The organism is Corynebacterium atrinae, assembly GCF_030408455.1.
GTDB lineage: Bacteria > Actinomycetota > Actinomycetes > Mycobacteriales > Mycobacteriaceae > Corynebacterium > Corynebacterium atrinae.
In genome coordinates this window covers 1,363,139-1,380,561 of record NZ_CP046977.1, presented here as the reverse complement: position 1 = coordinate 1,380,561, position 17,423 = coordinate 1,363,139, and the positions used below count along the sequence as shown (strand labels likewise).

Sequence of the window (17,423 nt, the reverse complement as noted above, 5' to 3'; positions counted from 1 at the left end):
AGAATCCCACGATGTCCACTCTGGAAATCAAAAACCTGCACGCCCAGGTCCTGCCCTCGGACGACTCCTCCGAGCCTAAGCCCATCCTCAAGGGTGTCAATCTGACCATCAACTCGGGCGAGACCCACGCCGTCATGGGCCCCAACGGCTCCGGTAAGTCCACCCTGGCGTACACCATCGCTGGTCACCCACGCTACGAGGTCACCGAGGGTGAGGTGCTTCTTGACGGCGTGAACATCCTCGACCTGGAGGTCGACGAGCGCGCCCGCGCCGGCCTCTTCCTGGCCATGCAGTACCCCACGGAGATCCCCGGCGTGTCCTCCTCCAACTTCATGCGCACCGCCGTGTCCGCCGTTCGCGGCGAGGCCCCGAAGCTGCGCGAATGGGTCAAGGAACTCAACTCGGCCCGCGATTTCCTTCACATCGACAAATCCTTCGGTGAGCGCTCCGTCAACGAGGGCTTCTCCGGCGGTGAGAAGAAGCGCCACGAGGTGCTCCAGCTGGACCTGCTCAAGCCCAAGTTCGCCATCATGGATGAAACCGACTCCGGCCTCGACGTCGACGCTCTGCGTATCGTCTCCGACGGAATCAACCGCTACCAGGAGGAGACCAACGGCGGCATCCTCATGATCACGCACTACAAGCGCATTCTTAACTACGTCCAGCCCGATTTCGTGCACGTCTTCGCCGATGGCAAGATCGTCGCCACCGGTGGGTCTGAGTTCGCCGACAAGCTTGAGGCCGGCGGATACGACCAGTTCCTGCAATGAGCAAGCACTTGGACGTCGATAAGCTGCGGGCGCAGTTTCCCATCCTGCAGCGCACCGTCCGCGATGGGCGCCCGCTGGTGTATTTGGACTCCGGCGCGACCTCGCAGCGCCCGGAGCGAGTGTGGAAGGCCGAGGAGCACTTCGTCCTGCACACCAATGCTCCTGTCCACCGCGGTGCTTACCAGCTCGCGGAGGAAGCGACCGACGCCTACGAGGCCGCCCGCGAGAAGATCGCGGCGTTCGTCGGCGCCGAGGGCCACGAGATTGCGTTCGTGAAAAATGCCACCGAAGGTCTCAACCTTGTCTCCTACGTGCTTGGCGACGACCGCGCGGGGCAATGGCGCATCACCGCCGACGACACCGTCGTGGTCACCGAATTGGAGCACCACGCCAACTTGGTGCCGTGGCAGGAGTTGTGCCGCCGTACCGGTGCCACCCTCAAGTGGTACAAGTCAACCGACGACGGCCGCATTGACCTCAATTCCCTCGAACTCGACGACACCGTCAAGGTCGTGGCGTTTACCCATCAGTCGAACGTGACGGGTGCGGTGGCCGACGTGGCCGAAATCGTCCGTCGGGCCAAAGCTGTCGGCGCGCTCACTGTGCTCGATGCCTGCCAGTCTGTGCCGCACATGCCGGTCGACTTCCACGAGCTTGACGTAGATTTTGCGGCGTTCTCCGGGCATAAGATGTGTGGCCCTAGTGGCGTCGGGGTCGTCTACGCTAAGGCCCCGCTGCTCGACGAACTGCCCCCGTTCCTGACGGGCGGTTCGATGATCGAGGTTGTCCACATGGACGGCTCCACTTATGCCCCCGCGCCCCAGCGATTCGAGGCCGGAACGCAGATGACCAGCCAGGTCGTCGCGCTCGGGGAAGCCGTGGACTTTCTCTCCGAGGTCGGGATGGACAATATTCACGCCCACGAGCAGGAACTGACGGCTTATGCCTTGGAGAAGCTGTCCAGCGTTCCGGGCTTGCGAATCCTTGGGCCCCTGGGCACCGACAATCGCGGTGGGGCAGTGTCCTTCGACGTGAATGGGATCCACCCCCACGACCTTGGCCAGGTCCTCGACGACCAAGGCGTGTGCATCCGGGTCGGGCACCATTGTGCGTGGCCGACCCACCGGGCGCTATCCGCCCAGTCCACTGCTCGCGCCAGCTTCTACCTCTACAACACGCGCGATGAGGTTGATACCCTCGTCGACGCCATCAACCACGCTCGAGACTTCTTCGGAGTGAGCTAAATGAATCTGGAATCGATGTACCAGGAAGTGATCCTGGACCACTACAAGAATCCTCAACACGCCGGCCTCCGTGACCCTTATGAGGCCGAGGTTCACCACGTCAACCCATCCTGCGGTGACGAGCTCACTCTCCGAGTCCACCTCTCGGAAGACGGCTCGACGGTAGAAGACGTCTCCTACCATGCACAAGGATGCTCGATCTCCCAGGCGTCGACCTCCGTCATGGCCGAGGAAGTCATTGGCGTTCCCATTGATGAAGCAATGGCAAAACTCGCCGAGTTTGACAAGATGATCACCTCCCGCGGCACCGCCACCGGCGACGAAGACATCATCGGCGATGGGATTGCCTTCTCCGGTGTCGCCAAATATCCGGCCCGCGTGAAGTGCGCCCTGCTTGGCTGGAAAGCCTTCCAGGCCGCCACCGCTGAAGCCCTCAACGAAAGGGGTTAAGACATGTCCGAAGAAAACACCACCTCTGCTTCCAACTTCGACGGTGCCCGCGAGCGCCCTGAACAGACCCCGGAGCAGGAAGCCCTCACCTTCGACGTTGAGGAGTACATGCGCGACGTCATCGACCCTGAGCTTGGCATCAACGTCGTCGACCTGGGCCTCGTCTACGACATTTGGATCGAAGAAGAGGGCGAAGAGAAGACGGCCGTGGTCAACATGACCCTCACCTCCCCGGCCTGCCCCCTGACCGATGTCATTGAAGACCAGACGCAATCCGCAGTGGTGGGGAACGGGATCGTCGATAAGCTCGAACTGAATTGGGTGTGGATGCCCCCGTGGGGCGCTCACATGATCACCGAAGACGGCCGCGAGCAGCTGCGCGCCCTCGGCTTCGCGGTGTAGCCCGAATCTAAAACCCCGACCGGAAGCACCCGCTGTGAAAAGGACGGCGGACCAGGACGTATCTCAACCTTTGACCTTTAGTTTAGGTGCGTACGGGCCGGTTTGACCGGGTTGTTAGAGTGGTTCCTTGTGATTGTCACTAATGACCTTGAAGTGCGCGTTGGCGCCCGTACCCTGCTGACTGCCCCGGGACAGCACCTGCGGGTACAGCCCGGCGACCGCATCGGTCTCGTCGGGCGCAACGGCGCGGGCAAGACGACCTCCATGCGCATCCTGGCGGGGGAGACTCAACCCTACGGTGGCACTGTCGTTTCCTCCGGATCGATTGGCTACCTTCCGCAGGATTCCCGCGAGGGCAATATCGATCAGACTGCCCGCGACCGTGTCCTTTCGGCCCGTGGGCTCGACCAAATTCGCAGCTCCATGGAACGCCAGCAGGAAGTCATGGAGACCACATCGGATGAACGCAAGCGTGACGCCGCGATCCGGAAATATTCCCGCCTCGAGGAGCAGTACCATACCCTCGGTGGCTACGAAGCGGACTCCGAGGCCGCCCAAATCTGCGTGAACCTGGGTCTCCCCGAGCGCATCCTCGATCAGCCGCTCAAGACCCTGTCCGGTGGCCAGCGCCGCCGCGTCGAGCTCGCGCAAATCCTCTTCGCCGCGACCAACGGCTCGGGCAAGTCCCAGACCACCTTGCTTCTCGACGAGCCCACCAACCACCTCGACGCCGACTCCATCACCTGGCTGCGCGGATTCCTGTCCAAGCACGAGGGCGGCCTTATCATGATCTCCCACGATGTCGAGCTTCTCGACGCCGTCTGCAACAAGATTTGGTTCCTCGACGCCGTCCGCGCCGAAGCCGACGTCTACAACATGGGCTTTTCCAAGTACAAGGACGCCCGCGCCCTCGACGAGGCCCGTCGCCGTCGCGAACGCGCCAACGCCGAAAAGAAAGCCTCCGCCCTGCAGAAGCAGGCCGCCAAGCTCGGCGCCAAAGCCACAAAGGCTGCCGCCGCCAAGCAGATGCTCGCCCGCGCCGAGCGCATGGTCGATTCGCTTGACGACGTCCGCGTCGCCGATCGCGTCGCCCACATCTCCTTCCCGGAGCCCGCTCCCTGTGGCAAGACCCCACTCTTTGCCAAGGGCTTGACCAAGATGTACGGCTCCCTCGAAGTCTTCGCTGGGGTGGACTTAGCCATCGATAAGGGCTCGCGCGTCGTCGTCCTCGGTTTCAATGGCGCCGGTAAGACGACTCTGCTCAAGCTGCTGGCCGGGGTCGAACGCACCGATGGTGAAGGCGGCATCGTGTCCGGGCATGGCCTCAAGATCGGCTACTTCGCCCAGGAGCACGACACCATCGATCCAGAGAAGTCCGTGTGGCAAAACACTATCGACGCTTGTCCTGAGGCAGGCGAGCAGGACCTCCGAGGTCTGCTCGGCGCCTTCATGTTCTCCGGCCCTCAGCTTGACCAGCCCGCCGGCACCCTCTCCGGTGGTGAGAAGACCCGCCTGGCTCTGGCCGCCCTGGTGTCTTCTCGTTCCAACGTTCTGCTTCTCGACGAGCCCACCAACAACCTTGACCCCCAGTCCCGCGAGCAGGTCCTCGACGCTCTGCGCACCTACACCGGCGCTGTCGTCCTGGTCACCCACGACCCGGGCGCCGTTAAAGCTCTCGAGCCGGAACGAGTCATCGTTCTCCCCGACGGCGACGAGGACCTCTGGTCGGATGAATACATGGAAATCGTAGAGCTGGCGTAGCGTTTCTCCAAGTCATGCACGCTCGAGTGCGCCTGACACTACGTTTGATCCCGCATGCTAGAGCCACCCCGAGTCAGAAAGTTGGTGGTCCTTCCCGCTCTACCTGCTCTGTCTTCTGCGCTTGGGACTCCGACCTAATCCTCGCCCTGCGCTTCGTAATCCGCTGGGACACCGTCTGCAACCACCGTCTTTCGCCGGGGGCTAGTGGCCCATCACCTTCGGACTCTGCCCAGGACCCATCATCAAACAAGAAATACTTCCGCCTCGTCACCGGGTCCATGACGTAGGTGACTCGACGGTCTGTCTTGATCGCATGGTGCTTGACACACAATGGGGCGAGGTTGGCTGCTGTCGTCGGCCCGCCATCAGCATGATTAATCCGGTGATCCATCTGTGCTCGATGAGCCGGGGCATCACACCCACCCACCGCACACGACCCATCAAGACCAATCACGAGGGAGCGGATATCTGCCGGTGTGGCGTACGCCTGGGAGACCTTCTCGGTGATGGCATCTAGATCAATCTCGACATCAACCCGGTTGAGAAGATCCTCGGTCTGCTTAACCGTGAGATACCCCACCCCAGAGACCCACCCCGGGGCAGTGGGGATATCCGATGCCTTATAGACGTTGAGGGTGACATTCGTAGCCCCCTCACCCCTAATCAGTGCTACGAGTGCGTCTGCTTGGCTGACCCCGTGAGTAATCGCGTACTTGCGGATACGAAGGTCGATCTCTTGGGCTGTGACTCCATCGAGATCAGCATGCAGCAGGCCTCTACCGTCATCGAAGACGATCGAGACACTATCAACCGGCTGCGGGGCGGGATCCTCGGAGGAGATCGTCTCGTCGAGCATGGTGATGATCGCATTGAGACGCTGTTTGATCTTGCCGGCTGTGGGAAGGATCTGATTCGCCCGGGTCGGGGTGAGGAACTTAGCTAGTTCGGTATCAATGAGGTCCAGGTGTTCTGACACGGTGGTGTCTGCTTTGCACAGGACACTATCGATGATCTTGAGCCGGGGGAGGTCGAGATGGAAGTAGTGCTCCTGGATTTCCTTCAATGCGGGAAGCTCGTTGAGGCGGTGGTGGGCGCTGATCGCGGACATGAGGTAGTGATCCCCGCGCCCCAGGGAACGCCGAAGCCTAGCCAGCACGATGTCGATGTCCTCATCATCACCGGGCAACACTGATTGCCACAGTTCGTGATCCTCGCGTCGCATTTGCGTTCCCCGGCGAGCGACAGGATCATCGGGTGAGCTGACAGCGTAGTAGTGCTGGGGAGGGGTCAGTGCTTTCTCAAGGTAGATCTCTACCATTGAGTGGTATATGTCGATGGTCACGTGTGCTCACCCCCAAGTGTTTCGCTTGCGTGTTCTAACACAATGTTAGAACACGCAAGCGAGTCACGCAAGGGGTAGGAGCAACTTTGTTGGAAGAGTTCTCGGCACTTGATCACGCACTTCGTGGCATGCCGTTCGATAGCTCTAGGTAGTGCGGTTCTTCAATGCTCTGCGGGTATCTAGCGCAAGCACCCAGGCAGTGGCGAGGAGGCATACCGTTAAGGTTGCGGGGGAAGCATCGAGGTAGAACATGAAGCCGGTGATGGCGGCTATCAGTACTGTCATGGCTGGCTCCTTGTCGGGGGACGTCGATTAGCGGGCGTAACGGCGGGCGAAGTTGAGCAAAATACGGTCATCGACCGTCAGGTTGACACCGCGGGTAGTGGCGAGAATTTCTTCGAATTCCTGGGGATCATAGTATCCGGCGTTGGCGTAGATGCGTAGGCGTTGTTCGAAGGCGTCGGGGGCGAGTTCGGGGTGGAACTGGGTGGCATAAATGTTCTCTTGAACTCGGAACATTTGCGTGGGGCAGTCGGCACCGGTGGCGAGGAGGTCTGCCACATCAGGCAAGTACGAGATTGCTTCCTTGTGTCCGACGATCGAGGCGAACCGCTGGGGGAGTCCTTCGAGGAGTCTGTCCTCCTTGACGAGGGTGATGTCGACGACCTTGGGCTTTTCGCTGTAGGTTTCATCGATGGTGGCTCCAATAGCGGTGCCGATCGAACCGACTCCGTAGCACGCTCCGAAGAGGGGAAAGTCTTGATCGAGAACCTCGTCGAGCATGAGGGCAATATCTGACTCGACTCGCAACTGCAGATCCGACTTGTGGGTGTCTGAGGAGTTGAAGGGACTTCCCCCCAGAATGATGCCGGAAAAGTCGCGGAGGTCCAGCCTGCCGAGGGGTCGTTCTTCCATGCGGATTTGAACAACCCCGTCGTGGGAAAGACCCATCTTGCTGCGGAAGCTAACGAATTCTGCTGCGGCTGCTTCGTCCTCGGGCCGGGTGCTCAGGAGCACAAACGGCTTGCGCGGGGAGATGAGGGAGTCGACCATACCAAGCAGTCTAGAGTGGGCTCGCCGCATCTCCGATTCCGGGGTGTTTAAAAGAGTGGAACGGACTAGGAGTTAGTTGCGCATTCCATGCACGGGGGCGGGGATAAACCCACCGCGGCGAATGAACTCGGCATTTCCCACCTGGTTGACGGGGATGACTGGCGCGTAGCCAAGCAATCCACCGAAGCTGACTTCATCACCAGGTTTGGTACCGGGGACGGGGATAACGCGAACGGCGGTGGTCTTGTGGTTCATGACGCCGATGGCAGCCTCGTCGGCGATCATGCCGGAAATGGTTTCGGCGGAGGTATCGCCGGGAATGGCGATCATATCGAAACCCACCGAGCAGATCGCGGTCATTGCTTCGAGCTTGTCCATGGTGATGGACCCGGCGCGGACGGCGTCGATCATCCCCTTGTCTTCCGAAACGGGGATGAAGGACCCGGATAGTCCGCCGACCCGGGAACAGGCCATCATGCCGCCTTTCTTGACGGCGTCGTTAAGCAATGCCAACGCGGCGGTCGTGCCGTGGGTGCCCACCTGGTCCAGGCCCATGTGTTCGAGGATGTGGGCGACGGAATCTCCTTGCTCGGCAGTGGGAGCCAGGGAGAGATCAACGATGCCGAAGGGGACCCCGAGGCGCTCGGACGCCATGTTGCCGACCAATTGGCCTGCACGGGTGATCTTGAAGGCAGCCTTTTTGATCTCCTCGGCGACCTGATCCAGGGTCGCGCCGGAGAGGTTGCCCAGGGCGCGGTCGACGACGCCGGGGCCGGAGACACCGACGGAGACGACGCAATCGGGCTCTTCAACACCGTGATACGCCCCAGCCATGAATGGATTGTCTCCGACAGAGTTGGCGAAGACGACGAGCTTGGCGCAGGCGATCGCGGAACGATCCTTCGTGAGCTCGGCGGCCTCCTTGATGACGTGTCCCATGGTGGCCACAGCATTCATGTTGATGCCGGCGCGGGAAGTCGCGATATTGACGGAGGAACAGACAACATCCGTATCAGAAAGAGCCTCCGGGATAGAACGGATGAGCGCTTCCTCGGATGTCGTGGCACCCTTGGCCACAAGCGCAGAGTAGCCACCAATGAAGTTGACCCCGACTTCGCGGCCAGCCTTGTCCAATGCCCGGGCGACATCAGCCGGGTTGCCCGTGACCCCCGCGGTGATCAGGGACACTGGAGTTATGGAAATGCGCTTGTTGACGATCGGAATGCCAAGCTCAGATTCGATACCCTCACAGACTTCGACCAGTCGGGAAGCGCGGGTGGTCACGTGCTCATAGACCGCCTGACACGTTTCCTCCATGGTGGAGCGGGCGCAGGTCAACAAGGAAATACCCATGGTGACAGTGCGGATATCGAGGCGATAATCCTCGATCATTTCAATGGTGTCAAGGATGTTGTGGGAATTCAGATGGAAACTCATGGATGCCTAGATCTCGTTGACTGCCGTGAACAAGGCCTCAGCCTGGATGCGGATGACGAGTCCTTGGGCCTGGCCGACCGCCTCCATCTGCCGATCAATCGTGGCAATGTCGGTACGGTTTTGATCGAACTCGACGCGGAGGATCATGGTGAAGTACTTGTCCATGATGGTTTGGGAGACGTCGAGGATGTTGACTTCTTGGGCGGCCAGTTCGGAGGTGACGGCGGCGATTATTCCGGTGTGGTCGGCGCCAGTGACAGTCATGATGGCAAACATGGATCCCATCCTAAACCGCTCGACCTACAATGAGACCTATGAGCACCAAGAGCAGAAAGTTCTCTGAACTGTCGACGCAAGCTCAGGCCGGTATCGTCGTCGGTGCACTCGTGGAATTGACCGCGAAGGTAGGCATGTGGATCGATCTCTCGCGACGTCCCGCCGAGCAGGTCCGTGGTCCAAAATGGGCCTGGGCGGCTGCTTCATTTATCAATGGGTTCGGTCCGGCGGCCTATTGGACATTCGGCCGGAAGTGAGCTCACTGACGTACCCCGATCACTTGCAGTTGGCCACCCTGGCGCTGGCCGACGGCCTACCATCGGGAGTCGATGATTCCTGGCACCTGACCGACTGCAGCGCGGTGCTGGGGACGGGGGAGTCGGTGTTTGCGGCGGCGTCGATAAGCTTGGTGACATGGCGGGCGCATGCCCGCGCAGGAGTCCGAGTATGCCAGGACGGGCCGCTCGTTCGACTGCAATTTGGGCCGACTCTGTCGCCGTGTTTGATTCTCTTCGAAGAACGGACGCCGACGCGAACGGTCATCGTCTACGGGACGCTGCCGGGTCACGTTGAATGTGGGGAAGAAGCCTTCATCGTGGAGATGGCGGAGGACGGCACTGTCACGGGACGGTGCGTGGCGTTTTCGCGCCATGCCTGGTGGCTGGCGCGCCTTGGAGCTCCGGTGGCGAGGGCCGTGCAGCGATGGGTAACTGCGCGATATGTTGACGGCATGCGCCCCTGATAATACGTAGGGTGGGGCCATGACCCACTCGCTAAAGAAAATCTTGCTCATCGGCGGACACGGCCGCGTAGCCCAATTAGCCACTTCGCGACTGGTATCCGCTGGGCTTGATGTGACCTCGCTCATCCGCAGGCCAGAACAAGTCTCCGATATCGAAGCTCTCGGATCGACCCCGCTGGTTCGTGACCTCACGGTCCTTAGCGTCGATGATTGGGCCGACATCCTCAGCGAATTCGACATCGCCGTGTGGTCGGCTGGCAACGGAGGGCGCGGCGGCGAGGCAGATACCTACGCCATTGACCGCGAAGGGGCGCTGACCTGCATTGAAGCTCTGGAAAAATTGGACAACCCGCCAAAGTTCCTCATGGTCTCTTACCTCGGATCGTTAGACCACGACATTGATCCCGAGGACTCCTTCTACCCCTACGCGGATTCGAAGGAAACCGTGGATCGGCGCTTGTTGGCTTCCAATGTGGAGTTCGTCATCTTGGCCCCCGCCCTGTTGACAATGGAGAAAGCCGGGGGAGTGGACATCGTGGCAAATAAGCCTAAGGAGGGCTACACCACCTCCCGCGCGCTTGTCGCCGATGTCATCGTCGAACTAGCGCAGCGGACTGAGCTGCCGAAGGAAAAAATCTTGGCCTTCGTTGACGGATCCGGGCAGCTGGCTCAATTTGCGGAGTTGCCACCGCAGTAGTTGACGAAGTTCTCTAGCAGCCGGTTCGACCACGTCGTGTCGATCTCTGGAAGCGAAGCGACGATGGCGTCGTAGTCTTCGGGTGAAAAGTAGCCGTAGTCGTAGAAGAAGTCCATCCGCGCCTTCATGGCCACCGCATCCATGTCGGAGTGAAATTGGGTGGCCCACACGTGGTCACCGAAGCGGATGAACTGCACGGGGCAGGTCGGGCCGGTTGCCAGCGTGGTCAGGCCTGGGCCCAGTTCCTCGACGTTTTCCGTGTGACCAGTTAACGAGGTAAAGGTCTGGGGAAGGCCCTGCGTGAGGGGATCCTTCTGGCCATCGCTGGTGAGCTCGACGATGGTCTTGCCAGTCTTCTCTGAGTGCCCGTGTCCAATCCGGCCGCCCAACTCGTGGACCAACCAGCTGGTGCCGTAGCACACGAAAAAGGCGGGGATACCGGCGTCGATGATCGTGCGCAGCTGCGCGTGGACGTGATGTTGCCACTCGCCCCACTGCTCATTCGTGATATTGAGGGAGCTGCCACCGATCAGAACGCCATCGAAGCCCGACAGGTCCGGGATGGTGGCCTCCGGAGAATCGAGAACTACCAGCGGCATGTCTTTCGCCTGCATCCTCGTCGCCTCGAGGAAATCACGGTGTTCAGCTGCCGCAACGAGGGAACTGGTGACCCCGGACCGAAGGGAGACGAGGAGAACTCTAGGCATAAGAAAGCATTCTATACGCGAGGGACTAGGCGCCCCGGCGCACGGTGCCTTCGACGAGATCCAAGACCTCTTCCAGCCCTTCGGTTGATCGCCCTGACGCCAGCCGGGCGATGAACCCGTCGAGGACTGTCTCCAAGTAGGTGTGCAGGACATCGGTGGACACGTCGGTGCGCATCCGGCCATCGGCGGCCAATCGCGCTAGGCGCTCCTGAACTGCTTCATCCAACACTGCCTGATGGTCGAGCCAACGGGCGCGGAAAGCCGCATCGGTGCGCAGCATCTTGGTGATCTCAAGGCGAGTAGCCAGCCAGTCATGCCGCTCGGGGTGTTGAAGCATCTCCCGCATAACTTCCACCAGGCCTTCCTCGGCGACAACTTCTGCCTGGCGCGCCGCATCCTCCCGCGCCAGGGCGAGGAACAAGTTCTCTTTATCCCCGAAGTGGTGGAAGATGGCCCCGCGAGACTTCCCTGTTGCCTTCTCCAGCAGACGCACGGTAGCGCCTTCGTAGCCGTGCTCGGCAAAGCAACGTCGCGCGCCTTCTAAAATCTCGGTGCGGCGGCGCGTCAATTCGACGTCACTGACGATGGGCATGCGATGGATCTCCTTTAGGCGAACACACAGAGAAATGGGTGAGGGGGCTACACGCTCTCCCGGCAGGAAACTACCGGGGGAGATGTAACCCCCTCATTGGGGCAGCAACGTTGCCCACGACGAGATGGCGCTAGTTGTTGGCCATCTGACGCAGGACGAACTGCAGGATACCGCCGTTGCGGTAGTAGTCAGCCTCACCAGGGGTGTCGATGCGGACGACTGCGTCGAAGGACACGACGTCACCGTTTTCCTTGGTGGCGGTAACCTTGACGGTCTCCGGGGTAACACCGTTGTTCAGCTCCTCGATGCCTTCGATATCGAAGGTCTCGGTGCCGTCCAGGCCCAAGGACTCGTGGGACTCGCCCTCCGGGAACTGCAGCGGGATGACGCCCATACCGATGAGGTTCGAGCGGTGAATACGCTCGAAGGACTCGGTAATGACGGCCTTCACGCCGAGCAGGTTCGTGCCCTTGGCTGCCCAGTCACGGGAGGAACCGGTGCCGTACTCCTTGCCGCCGAGGACGACCAGCGGGATGCCGGCTGCCTCGTAGTTGACGGCGGCGTCGTAAATGAACGCCTGGGGGCCACCCTCCAGGGTGAAGTCGCGGGTGTAGCCACCGGTGACGTCGACCAGCTGGTTGGCCAGGCGGATGTTGGCGAAGGTACCGCGGACCATGACCTCGTGGTTGCCGCGACGGGAACCGAGCGAGTTGTAGTCCTGACGCTCAACGCCCTTGGAGTCCAGGTACTGAGCAGCCGGGGTGCCGGGCTTGATGGAGGACGCGGGGGAGATGTGGTCAGTGGTGACAGAGTCGCCGAGCTTGGCCAGGACGCGGGCGCCCTTGATGTCGGAGACCGGCTGTGCCTCGGCGGGCATGCCGTCGAAGTAAGGAGCCTTGCGGATGTAGGTCGAATCCTCGTCCCACTCGAAGGTCTTACCGGTCGGGATGTCCAGATCCTGCCACTGCTGGTCGCCCTTGAAGACATCGGCGTAGTCAGCTTCGTACAGCTCACGGGAGATGGCCCCGTCGATGGTGGCCTCGATCTCCTCGGTGGAGGGCCAGATATCCTTGAGGAAGACATCGTTGCCGTTCTGATCCTGACCCAGGGGCTCAGTATCAAAGTCGAAGTCCATGGTGCCGGCGATGGCGTAGGCGATGACCAGCGGCGGGGAAGCCAGGTAGTTCATCTTCACGTCGGGGGAAATGCGACCCTCGAAGTTACGGTTGCCAGACAGGACTGCGGTGGCAGCCAAGTCGTGCTCGTTGATCGCAGCGGACACCTCAGCCGGCAGCGGGCCAGAGTTGCCGATGCACGAGGTGCAGCCGAAGCCGGAGAGGTAGAAGCCGAGGGCCTCCAGGTCCTTCCACAGATCAGCGCGCTTGAAGTAGCCATCGACGACCTGGGAACCCGGGGCACAGATGGTCTTGATCCAGGGCTTGGACTTCAGGCCGAGCTCGTTGGCCTTGCGGGCCAGGAGGCCAGCCGCCACGAGGACGGATGGGTTCGAGGTGTTGGTGCAGGAGGTGATGGAGGCAATGGCCACCATGCCGTGGTCGAGGGTGTACTCGCCGCCCTGCGGGGATTCCACGATAACCGGGCTGGATGCGCGGCCCTCGGCGGACGCCGCAGCGGACTCACCGTGGCCAGCGAAGGACTGGTTGTAAGAGTCGCCCTCAACCTTGGTGGCGCGGACGGCCTCCTTGGTCTCACCATCGGAGTAGGTCGGCAGGTCCTTGCGGAAAGCGGCCTTGGAGTTCGACAGCAAAATGCGGTCCTGCGGACGCTTCGGGCCGGCGATGGACGGAACCACGGTGGAGAGGTCGAGCTCGAGGTACTCGGAGTACTCAGCTTCAGGGGCGTCCATTTCGAGCCACATGCCCTGGGCCTTGGCGTAAGCCTCGACGCGGGCGATGTCCTCGGCGGAGCGGCCGGTGAGCTCCAGGTACTTGATGGTCTCTTCGTCGATCGGGAACATGGCACAGGTGGAGCCGAACTCCGGAGACATGTTGCCGATGGTGGCGCGGTTGGCCAGCGGAACAGACTTCACACCGTTGCCGTAGAACTCGACGAACTTCTGCACGACACCGTGTGCGCGGAGCATCTCGGTGATCGTCAGCACGACGTCGGTAGCGGTGACGCCAGCGGGGATCTCGCCGCTGAGCTTGAAGCCAACGACGCGGGGAATGAGCATGGAGACGGGCTGGCCGAGCATGGCAGCCTCTGCCTCGATGCCGCCGACGCCCCAGCCCAGGATGCCCAAACCATTCTCCATGGTGGTGTGGGAATCCGTGCCGATGCAGCTATCCGGGTAAGCAACGCCATCGTTGTCGAAGACGACGCGGGAAAGGTACTCGATGTTGACCTGGTGAACGATGCCGGTTCCCGGGGGAACCACGCGGAAGTTGGAGAAGTTCTCCGCGCCCCAGCGGAGGAACTGGTAACGCTCTTCGTTGCGCTGGTACTCGATAGCGACGTTCTTCTCGATGGCGTCGGAGGTGCCGAAGGCCTCAACGATGACCGAGTGATCGATGACCATCTCGGCGGGGTTCAGCGGGTTGACCTTGTCCGGGTCGCCGCCCAAGGTCTTCACGGCTTCGCGCATGGTGGCGAGGTCAACGACACAGGCGACGCCGGTGAAGTCCTGCATGAGCACGCGGGCTGGGGTGAACTGGATCTCGATGGAAGGCTCTGCCTTCGGATCCCAGTTGGCAATTGCCTCGATGTGCTCGGTGGTGATGTTGGCACCGTCTTCGGTGCGCAACAGGTTCTCACCGAGAACCTTGAGGGAGTAAGGCAGTTTCTCCATACCCGGCACGGCGTCGAGGGCGAAGTAGTCATAAGACTTGTCGCCGACCTCAAGGGTGCGCTTGGCGTTGAAGGAGTTCTTGCTTTCGGTCACAGGGAGCTCCATTTCCTCTTCATTGAACTGGATGTTCAGTTCCGCCCGCAGCTCTCCCCGGTAAAGGGCAAGCGCTAGCGGCTGAACGCGGTGGTCCGCCCTCAAGTTTAGGGCGCAGGGCCACCGACTGCCCATATTCTAACAGTACGATCGTCCCGTTTATGACATTTCTCCCTGTCACGCGGCGAGTCGCCACCCCCGCTACACCCCTAAGGGATAAAACTAGCTTGATGAAGGGGCGTGCGGGCGTCAACCGCAGTCACCCGAAAAGCCCACCTAAAGACCCGCCTCAGGAGAGTTGCGATGATCCCTGCCGATGTTGACATGAGCGATCTCGCACGCCAGCTCAATGAGGATACCGTCGCTTTTGCCGGCGCCAATGCCCCCCAGATGGAGGTAGATCTCCAGCCTGGACTTATCGAGGCTACGAGCCGGGCTGCCAATGGAGAGGCGGGTTCTCTTGGGGTCGTGGTTTTCGATTGGACTCCCGGCAAGGCTGCTGACCTCCGCGATGTTGCCCAGGACCTAATGGACACCACGGGACTGGACACTGTCATCGTTCGCGCTCCAGGTGGAGGTGCCGTCGTGAGTGATATTCATTCTCGAGCGGTGGTGGAGTCGGCCCAGGCGACGTTTCTATCCAATTGGGACTACGTCGGGGCCACGCAGATTCTTGTCGATGACGTTGCTAACTCCGGCATGAACTGGATTGTGGTGGCAGTCGCGATCTTGGCGTTCGTCGTGGCCGTGACTGTCGTGACGGCCTGGGCCGTCCACTCGGCCCTACGTGCCCGGCTGGCCTAAAGCGCAATACAAACGCACACCAAGTGCGGTCAAGGCTTGGGGCAAGACTCGCGCCCGCCCCACGGCTAAGTGGGGTAATCCTAAACTTGAGGTCAGGACACGCCGAACTGCGCCCTAATGTGAGCAACGTCACAGTGTCGTTATGTTCCCGTAATGCTGCAGGTCAGCGAAACCTTGGGGGTCATGGTGCCAAGCTTTACTTATGTGAAAGTTGATAAAGGTTGTGTCACAAGCGGTCTGCGTGAACTATGGTGCAGATATCGGCTCACGAGTCGATAGACATCTCCATCAAATCAGGAGTCACGGCTTGACGGCCGTCAACGTCGACGCACGGGCATGTGGGGAAGCACGCCAAGGGCGACGAGGCAACGGAAGCGGTGGGTGAGGTCTAGAAACTCGTGTGCCTCAATTGAGAGATGAACAAGTTTCACCCACCCCTCTCCCGAGTCAGGTCGTCGTGCTTGAACCAGGGGGACTGTGAGGAGTCTTCGTGGCCACCGCCCTCCGTCGTTCCCGTGCCCAAATGCGCACGGTCTTAGCCGTCGCACTAGGCGCGGCCACCTTGAGCAGCTTCACCCCTGTTGTAGCTCAGCCCGTCAACCCAGATGACGCGACGGTCACGCGCGCTCAAGAGGCAGTTGGAGCCGGAGAGGCCTCGGTCTCTGAGCTAGTGGGTACGCTGGCTTCCACCCAGTCCGAGTTAGACAGCCTTGAGTTGGAACTAGGTGAGCTGCGCGAGGGTGTGAACAAAGCCCTCGTCGATCTCCATGATGCTCAAGCTTCCGCCGAACAGGCGCGCCAGGGTGTAATTGCGGCCCGCGCGGAACTTGATGCCACCCAGAAGGCACTGGAGGAAGCTCAGGCTGCGCTCGACGAAACTTCTCGCGCGGCATACCGCCGATCCACCACCCCCACTGCCATCGCGACTCTCGCTGGTGAAGAAGCCTCTAACGATTCTCTCGAGCGGCAGACGTTCCTTCGGACTAATGCGGAAAAGCAGCGGGAAAAGGTCGAAGAGCTTGATCGTCTCCGCACGGAGCAGGCGAATAGGGAGTCGCAGCTGCGTGCAGCTCGTAATCTTGCCGAGCAACGTGAATCCGCTGCCAAGGAACGGGAAGCCGCCGCGCGCGCCGCCATTGAGGACAACTCCCGACAGATCTCCGTCCGTACAGCCGAGCGCGACCGCCTTGCTGCTACCCGCGATGAAGCCCAGAATCAGCTCAACGCCGCCCGCAATGACGCGGCCGCCGTCAATTCTCAGCGCCAGGACTATGAGGAGTATCGCGAGGCGGAGGCTCAGCGTAAGCGTGCCGAGGACGAGGCGGCCCGCGCAGCCGCAGCCCGAGCAGAAGCGGACGCAGCAGCCCAAGCCGCTGCCGATGAGGCGGCCCGCCAGCGCGCTGCTGCCGAGGCCGCCCAGTCTCAAGAGGCTGCGGAGGCCGCTCAACGTGCGGAGGCACAGGCCGCTGCGGCGGCTGAAGCTCAGCGCCAGGCAGCCGCCCAGGAGCAGCAAGCTCAGACGGTCACCGATTTGGCGGCGACGGCAGCGGCAGCCGCTGCGGCAGCCCTCATTGCTCAGTCACAGCCGGATCACTCCAACCTCAACAACCCTTACCCCTCGGTGAGCGACGAGGAGACCGCCCCAGGGCCGATCGCTGCAGTCCAGGGCCCCGGAGCCGAGACAGTACCGCAGTCGCCGGATGTGACCACGGTCCCCGACATCAGCACAGTCGACGATATTTCCTCCGCCGTCAGCGACTCGCTTGGCGGCGCGCTGACTGGCAACCGGTCGGCAACCATCGAGGCGGTCATTGCTCGCGCTGAGTCCCAGCTCGGCTTGCCCTATGCCTGGGGCGGCGGCAACGCCACGGGGCCGACCAGGGGTATCCGGGATGGTGGAGTCGCTGATGCCAACGGAGACTTCAACAAGATTGGTTTCGACTGCTCTGGACTGACCCTTTACGCATTCGCTGGTGCTGGCATCGCTTTGCCGCACTACACCGGTTACCAGTACAACCACGGAACAAAGGTCAGCCCCAGCGAGATGCAGCGTGGTGATCTCATATTCTACGGCCCGGGGGGCAGCCAACACGTCGCCATTTACCTTGGGGACGGCATGATGATCGAGGCCCCCAACTCGGGCTCTTACGTGCAGAAGTCGCCGGTCCGTTGGTCCGGAATGACGGAGTACGCCGTGCGTCTGGTGTGATAGTGGCAATCAACCTATTGGTTGATACGCTGGAT

Annotated in this window: 18 protein-coding genes; 10 read left to right on the top strand and 8 right to left on the bottom strand. The window is 61.2% G+C overall.

The genetic code is table 11. The annotated features are described in order from the left end of the window. Positions 1–11 precede the first annotated feature (11 nt). The 5 genes from sufC (at position 12) to CATRI_RS06780 (ending at position 4,627) form a co-directional block, all read left to right on the top strand. The gene (sufC, locus tag CATRI_RS06800; protein WP_290215993.1) at positions 12–770 is read left to right on the top strand and encodes a Fe-S cluster assembly ATPase SufC; all 759 of its coding nucleotides are present in this window, start codon (positions 12–14) and stop codon (positions 768–770) included. Beyond that, the gene (locus CATRI_RS06795) at positions 767–2,014 is read left to right on the top strand and encodes a cysteine desulfurase (protein WP_290215991.1); all 1,248 of its coding nucleotides are present in this window, start codon (positions 767–769) and stop codon (positions 2,012–2,014) included. Before sufC ends, CATRI_RS06795 begins: the two co-directional genes overlap by 4 nt. Beyond that, a complete protein-coding gene (gene sufU / locus CATRI_RS06790; protein ID WP_290215989.1) occupies positions 2,015–2,464 on the top strand; it encodes a Fe-S cluster assembly sulfur transfer protein SufU in 450 nt (149 codons plus the stop codon). A gap of 3 nt (positions 2,465–2,467) precedes the next feature. Continuing rightward, entirely contained in the window at positions 2,468–2,866 is a 399-nt protein-coding gene (locus tag CATRI_RS06785; RefSeq protein ID WP_290215987.1) for a metal-sulfur cluster assembly factor, read from the top strand. A 129-nt stretch (positions 2,867–2,995) separates the two neighbouring features. After that, positions 2,996–4,627 (top strand): ABC-F family ATP-binding cassette domain-containing protein, encoded by a 1,632-nt coding sequence (locus tag CATRI_RS06780; protein ID WP_290215986.1) that lies wholly within the window; start codon positions 2,996–2,998, stop codon positions 4,625–4,627. Positions 4,628–4,700: 73 nt separating this feature from the next. Here CATRI_RS06780 and CATRI_RS06775 read toward each other — a convergent pair whose 3' ends face one another. From CATRI_RS06775 to CATRI_RS06755, 5 genes are all read right to left on the bottom strand, one after another. Beyond that, complete coding sequence (locus CATRI_RS06775; RefSeq protein WP_290215985.1) at positions 4,701–5,969, bottom strand: HNH endonuclease signature motif containing protein; 1,269 nt, start codon at positions 5,967–5,969, stop codon at positions 4,701–4,703. Between the two features lie 144 nt (positions 5,970–6,113). Next, a complete protein-coding gene (locus CATRI_RS06770; RefSeq protein ID WP_290215984.1) occupies positions 6,114–6,254 on the bottom strand; it encodes a hypothetical protein in 141 nt (46 codons plus the stop codon). Positions 6,255–6,281: 27 nt separating this feature from the next. Next, positions 6,282–7,022, bottom strand: a complete 741-nt coding sequence (locus CATRI_RS06765; RefSeq protein WP_290215983.1) for a glutamine amidotransferase — start codon at positions 7,020–7,022, stop codon at positions 6,282–6,284. A 72-nt stretch (positions 7,023–7,094) separates the two neighbouring features. Beyond that, complete coding sequence (locus CATRI_RS06760) at positions 7,095–8,459, bottom strand: PFL family protein (protein ID WP_290215982.1); 1,365 nt, start codon at positions 8,457–8,459, stop codon at positions 7,095–7,097. Positions 8,460–8,465: 6 nt separating this feature from the next. Next, positions 8,466–8,735, bottom strand: a complete 270-nt coding sequence (locus CATRI_RS06755) for an ACT domain-containing protein (RefSeq protein WP_290215981.1) — start codon at positions 8,733–8,735, stop codon at positions 8,466–8,468. Positions 8,736–8,773: 38 nt separating this feature from the next. Between CATRI_RS06755 and CATRI_RS06750 the strand changes: the two genes are divergently transcribed. Genes CATRI_RS06750 through CATRI_RS06740 form a run of 3 tightly spaced genes read left to right on the top strand, consistent with a single transcriptional unit; the run spans position 8,774 to position 10,174 of the window. Continuing rightward, positions 8,774–8,992: a PLDc N-terminal domain-containing protein gene (locus CATRI_RS06750; RefSeq protein ID WP_290215980.1), complete on the top strand. Its 219-nt coding sequence runs from the start codon at positions 8,774–8,776 to the stop codon at positions 8,990–8,992. Then, positions 8,989–9,477, top strand: coding sequence for a DUF1990 domain-containing protein (locus CATRI_RS06745; protein ID WP_290215978.1), 489 nt, complete (start codon positions 8,989–8,991; stop codon positions 9,475–9,477). Before CATRI_RS06750 ends, CATRI_RS06745 begins: the two co-directional genes overlap by 4 nt. A 19-nt stretch (positions 9,478–9,496) precedes the next feature. Continuing rightward, the gene (locus CATRI_RS06740; RefSeq protein ID WP_290215976.1) at positions 9,497–10,174 is read left to right on the top strand and encodes an SDR family oxidoreductase; all 678 of its coding nucleotides are present in this window, start codon (positions 9,497–9,499) and stop codon (positions 10,172–10,174) included. Here CATRI_RS06740 and CATRI_RS06735 read toward each other — a convergent pair. The 3 genes from CATRI_RS06735 to acnA all read right to left on the bottom strand — a co-directional run bounded on the left by CATRI_RS06735 (position 10,147) and on the right by acnA (position 14,375). Continuing rightward, a complete protein-coding gene (locus CATRI_RS06735) occupies positions 10,147–10,881 on the bottom strand; it encodes a glutamine amidotransferase (protein WP_290215973.1) in 735 nt (244 codons plus the stop codon). The two genes, CATRI_RS06740 and CATRI_RS06735, sit on opposite strands and share 28 nt — an antisense overlap. 25 nt (positions 10,882–10,906) lie before the next feature. Next, on the bottom strand, positions 10,907–11,473 hold the full coding sequence (locus tag CATRI_RS06730; protein WP_290215971.1) for a TetR/AcrR family transcriptional regulator: 567 nt from the start codon (positions 11,471–11,473) through the stop codon (positions 10,907–10,909). A 130-nt stretch (positions 11,474–11,603) separates the two neighbouring features. Continuing rightward, positions 11,604–14,375 (bottom strand): aconitate hydratase AcnA, encoded by a 2,772-nt coding sequence (gene acnA / locus CATRI_RS06725; RefSeq protein WP_290215969.1) that lies wholly within the window; start codon positions 14,373–14,375, stop codon positions 11,604–11,606. 303 nt (positions 14,376–14,678) lie between these two features. On the opposite strand from acnA, the gene CATRI_RS06720 reads away from it, so the two are divergent. Both CATRI_RS06720 and CATRI_RS06715 read left to right on the top strand, forming a co-directional pair. Then, a complete protein-coding gene (locus CATRI_RS06720) occupies positions 14,679–15,179 on the top strand; it encodes an Rv1476 family membrane protein (protein ID WP_353959715.1) in 501 nt (166 codons plus the stop codon). A 523-nt stretch (positions 15,180–15,702) separates the two neighbouring features. Continuing rightward, positions 15,703–17,388 carry a DIP1281 family NlpC/P60 protein gene (locus CATRI_RS06715; RefSeq protein ID WP_290221008.1) on the top strand — a complete coding sequence of 562 codons (1,686 nt, stop codon included), beginning with the start codon at positions 15,703–15,705 and terminating at the stop codon, positions 17,386–17,388. The last annotated feature ends 35 nt before the right edge of the window (positions 17,389–17,423 follow it).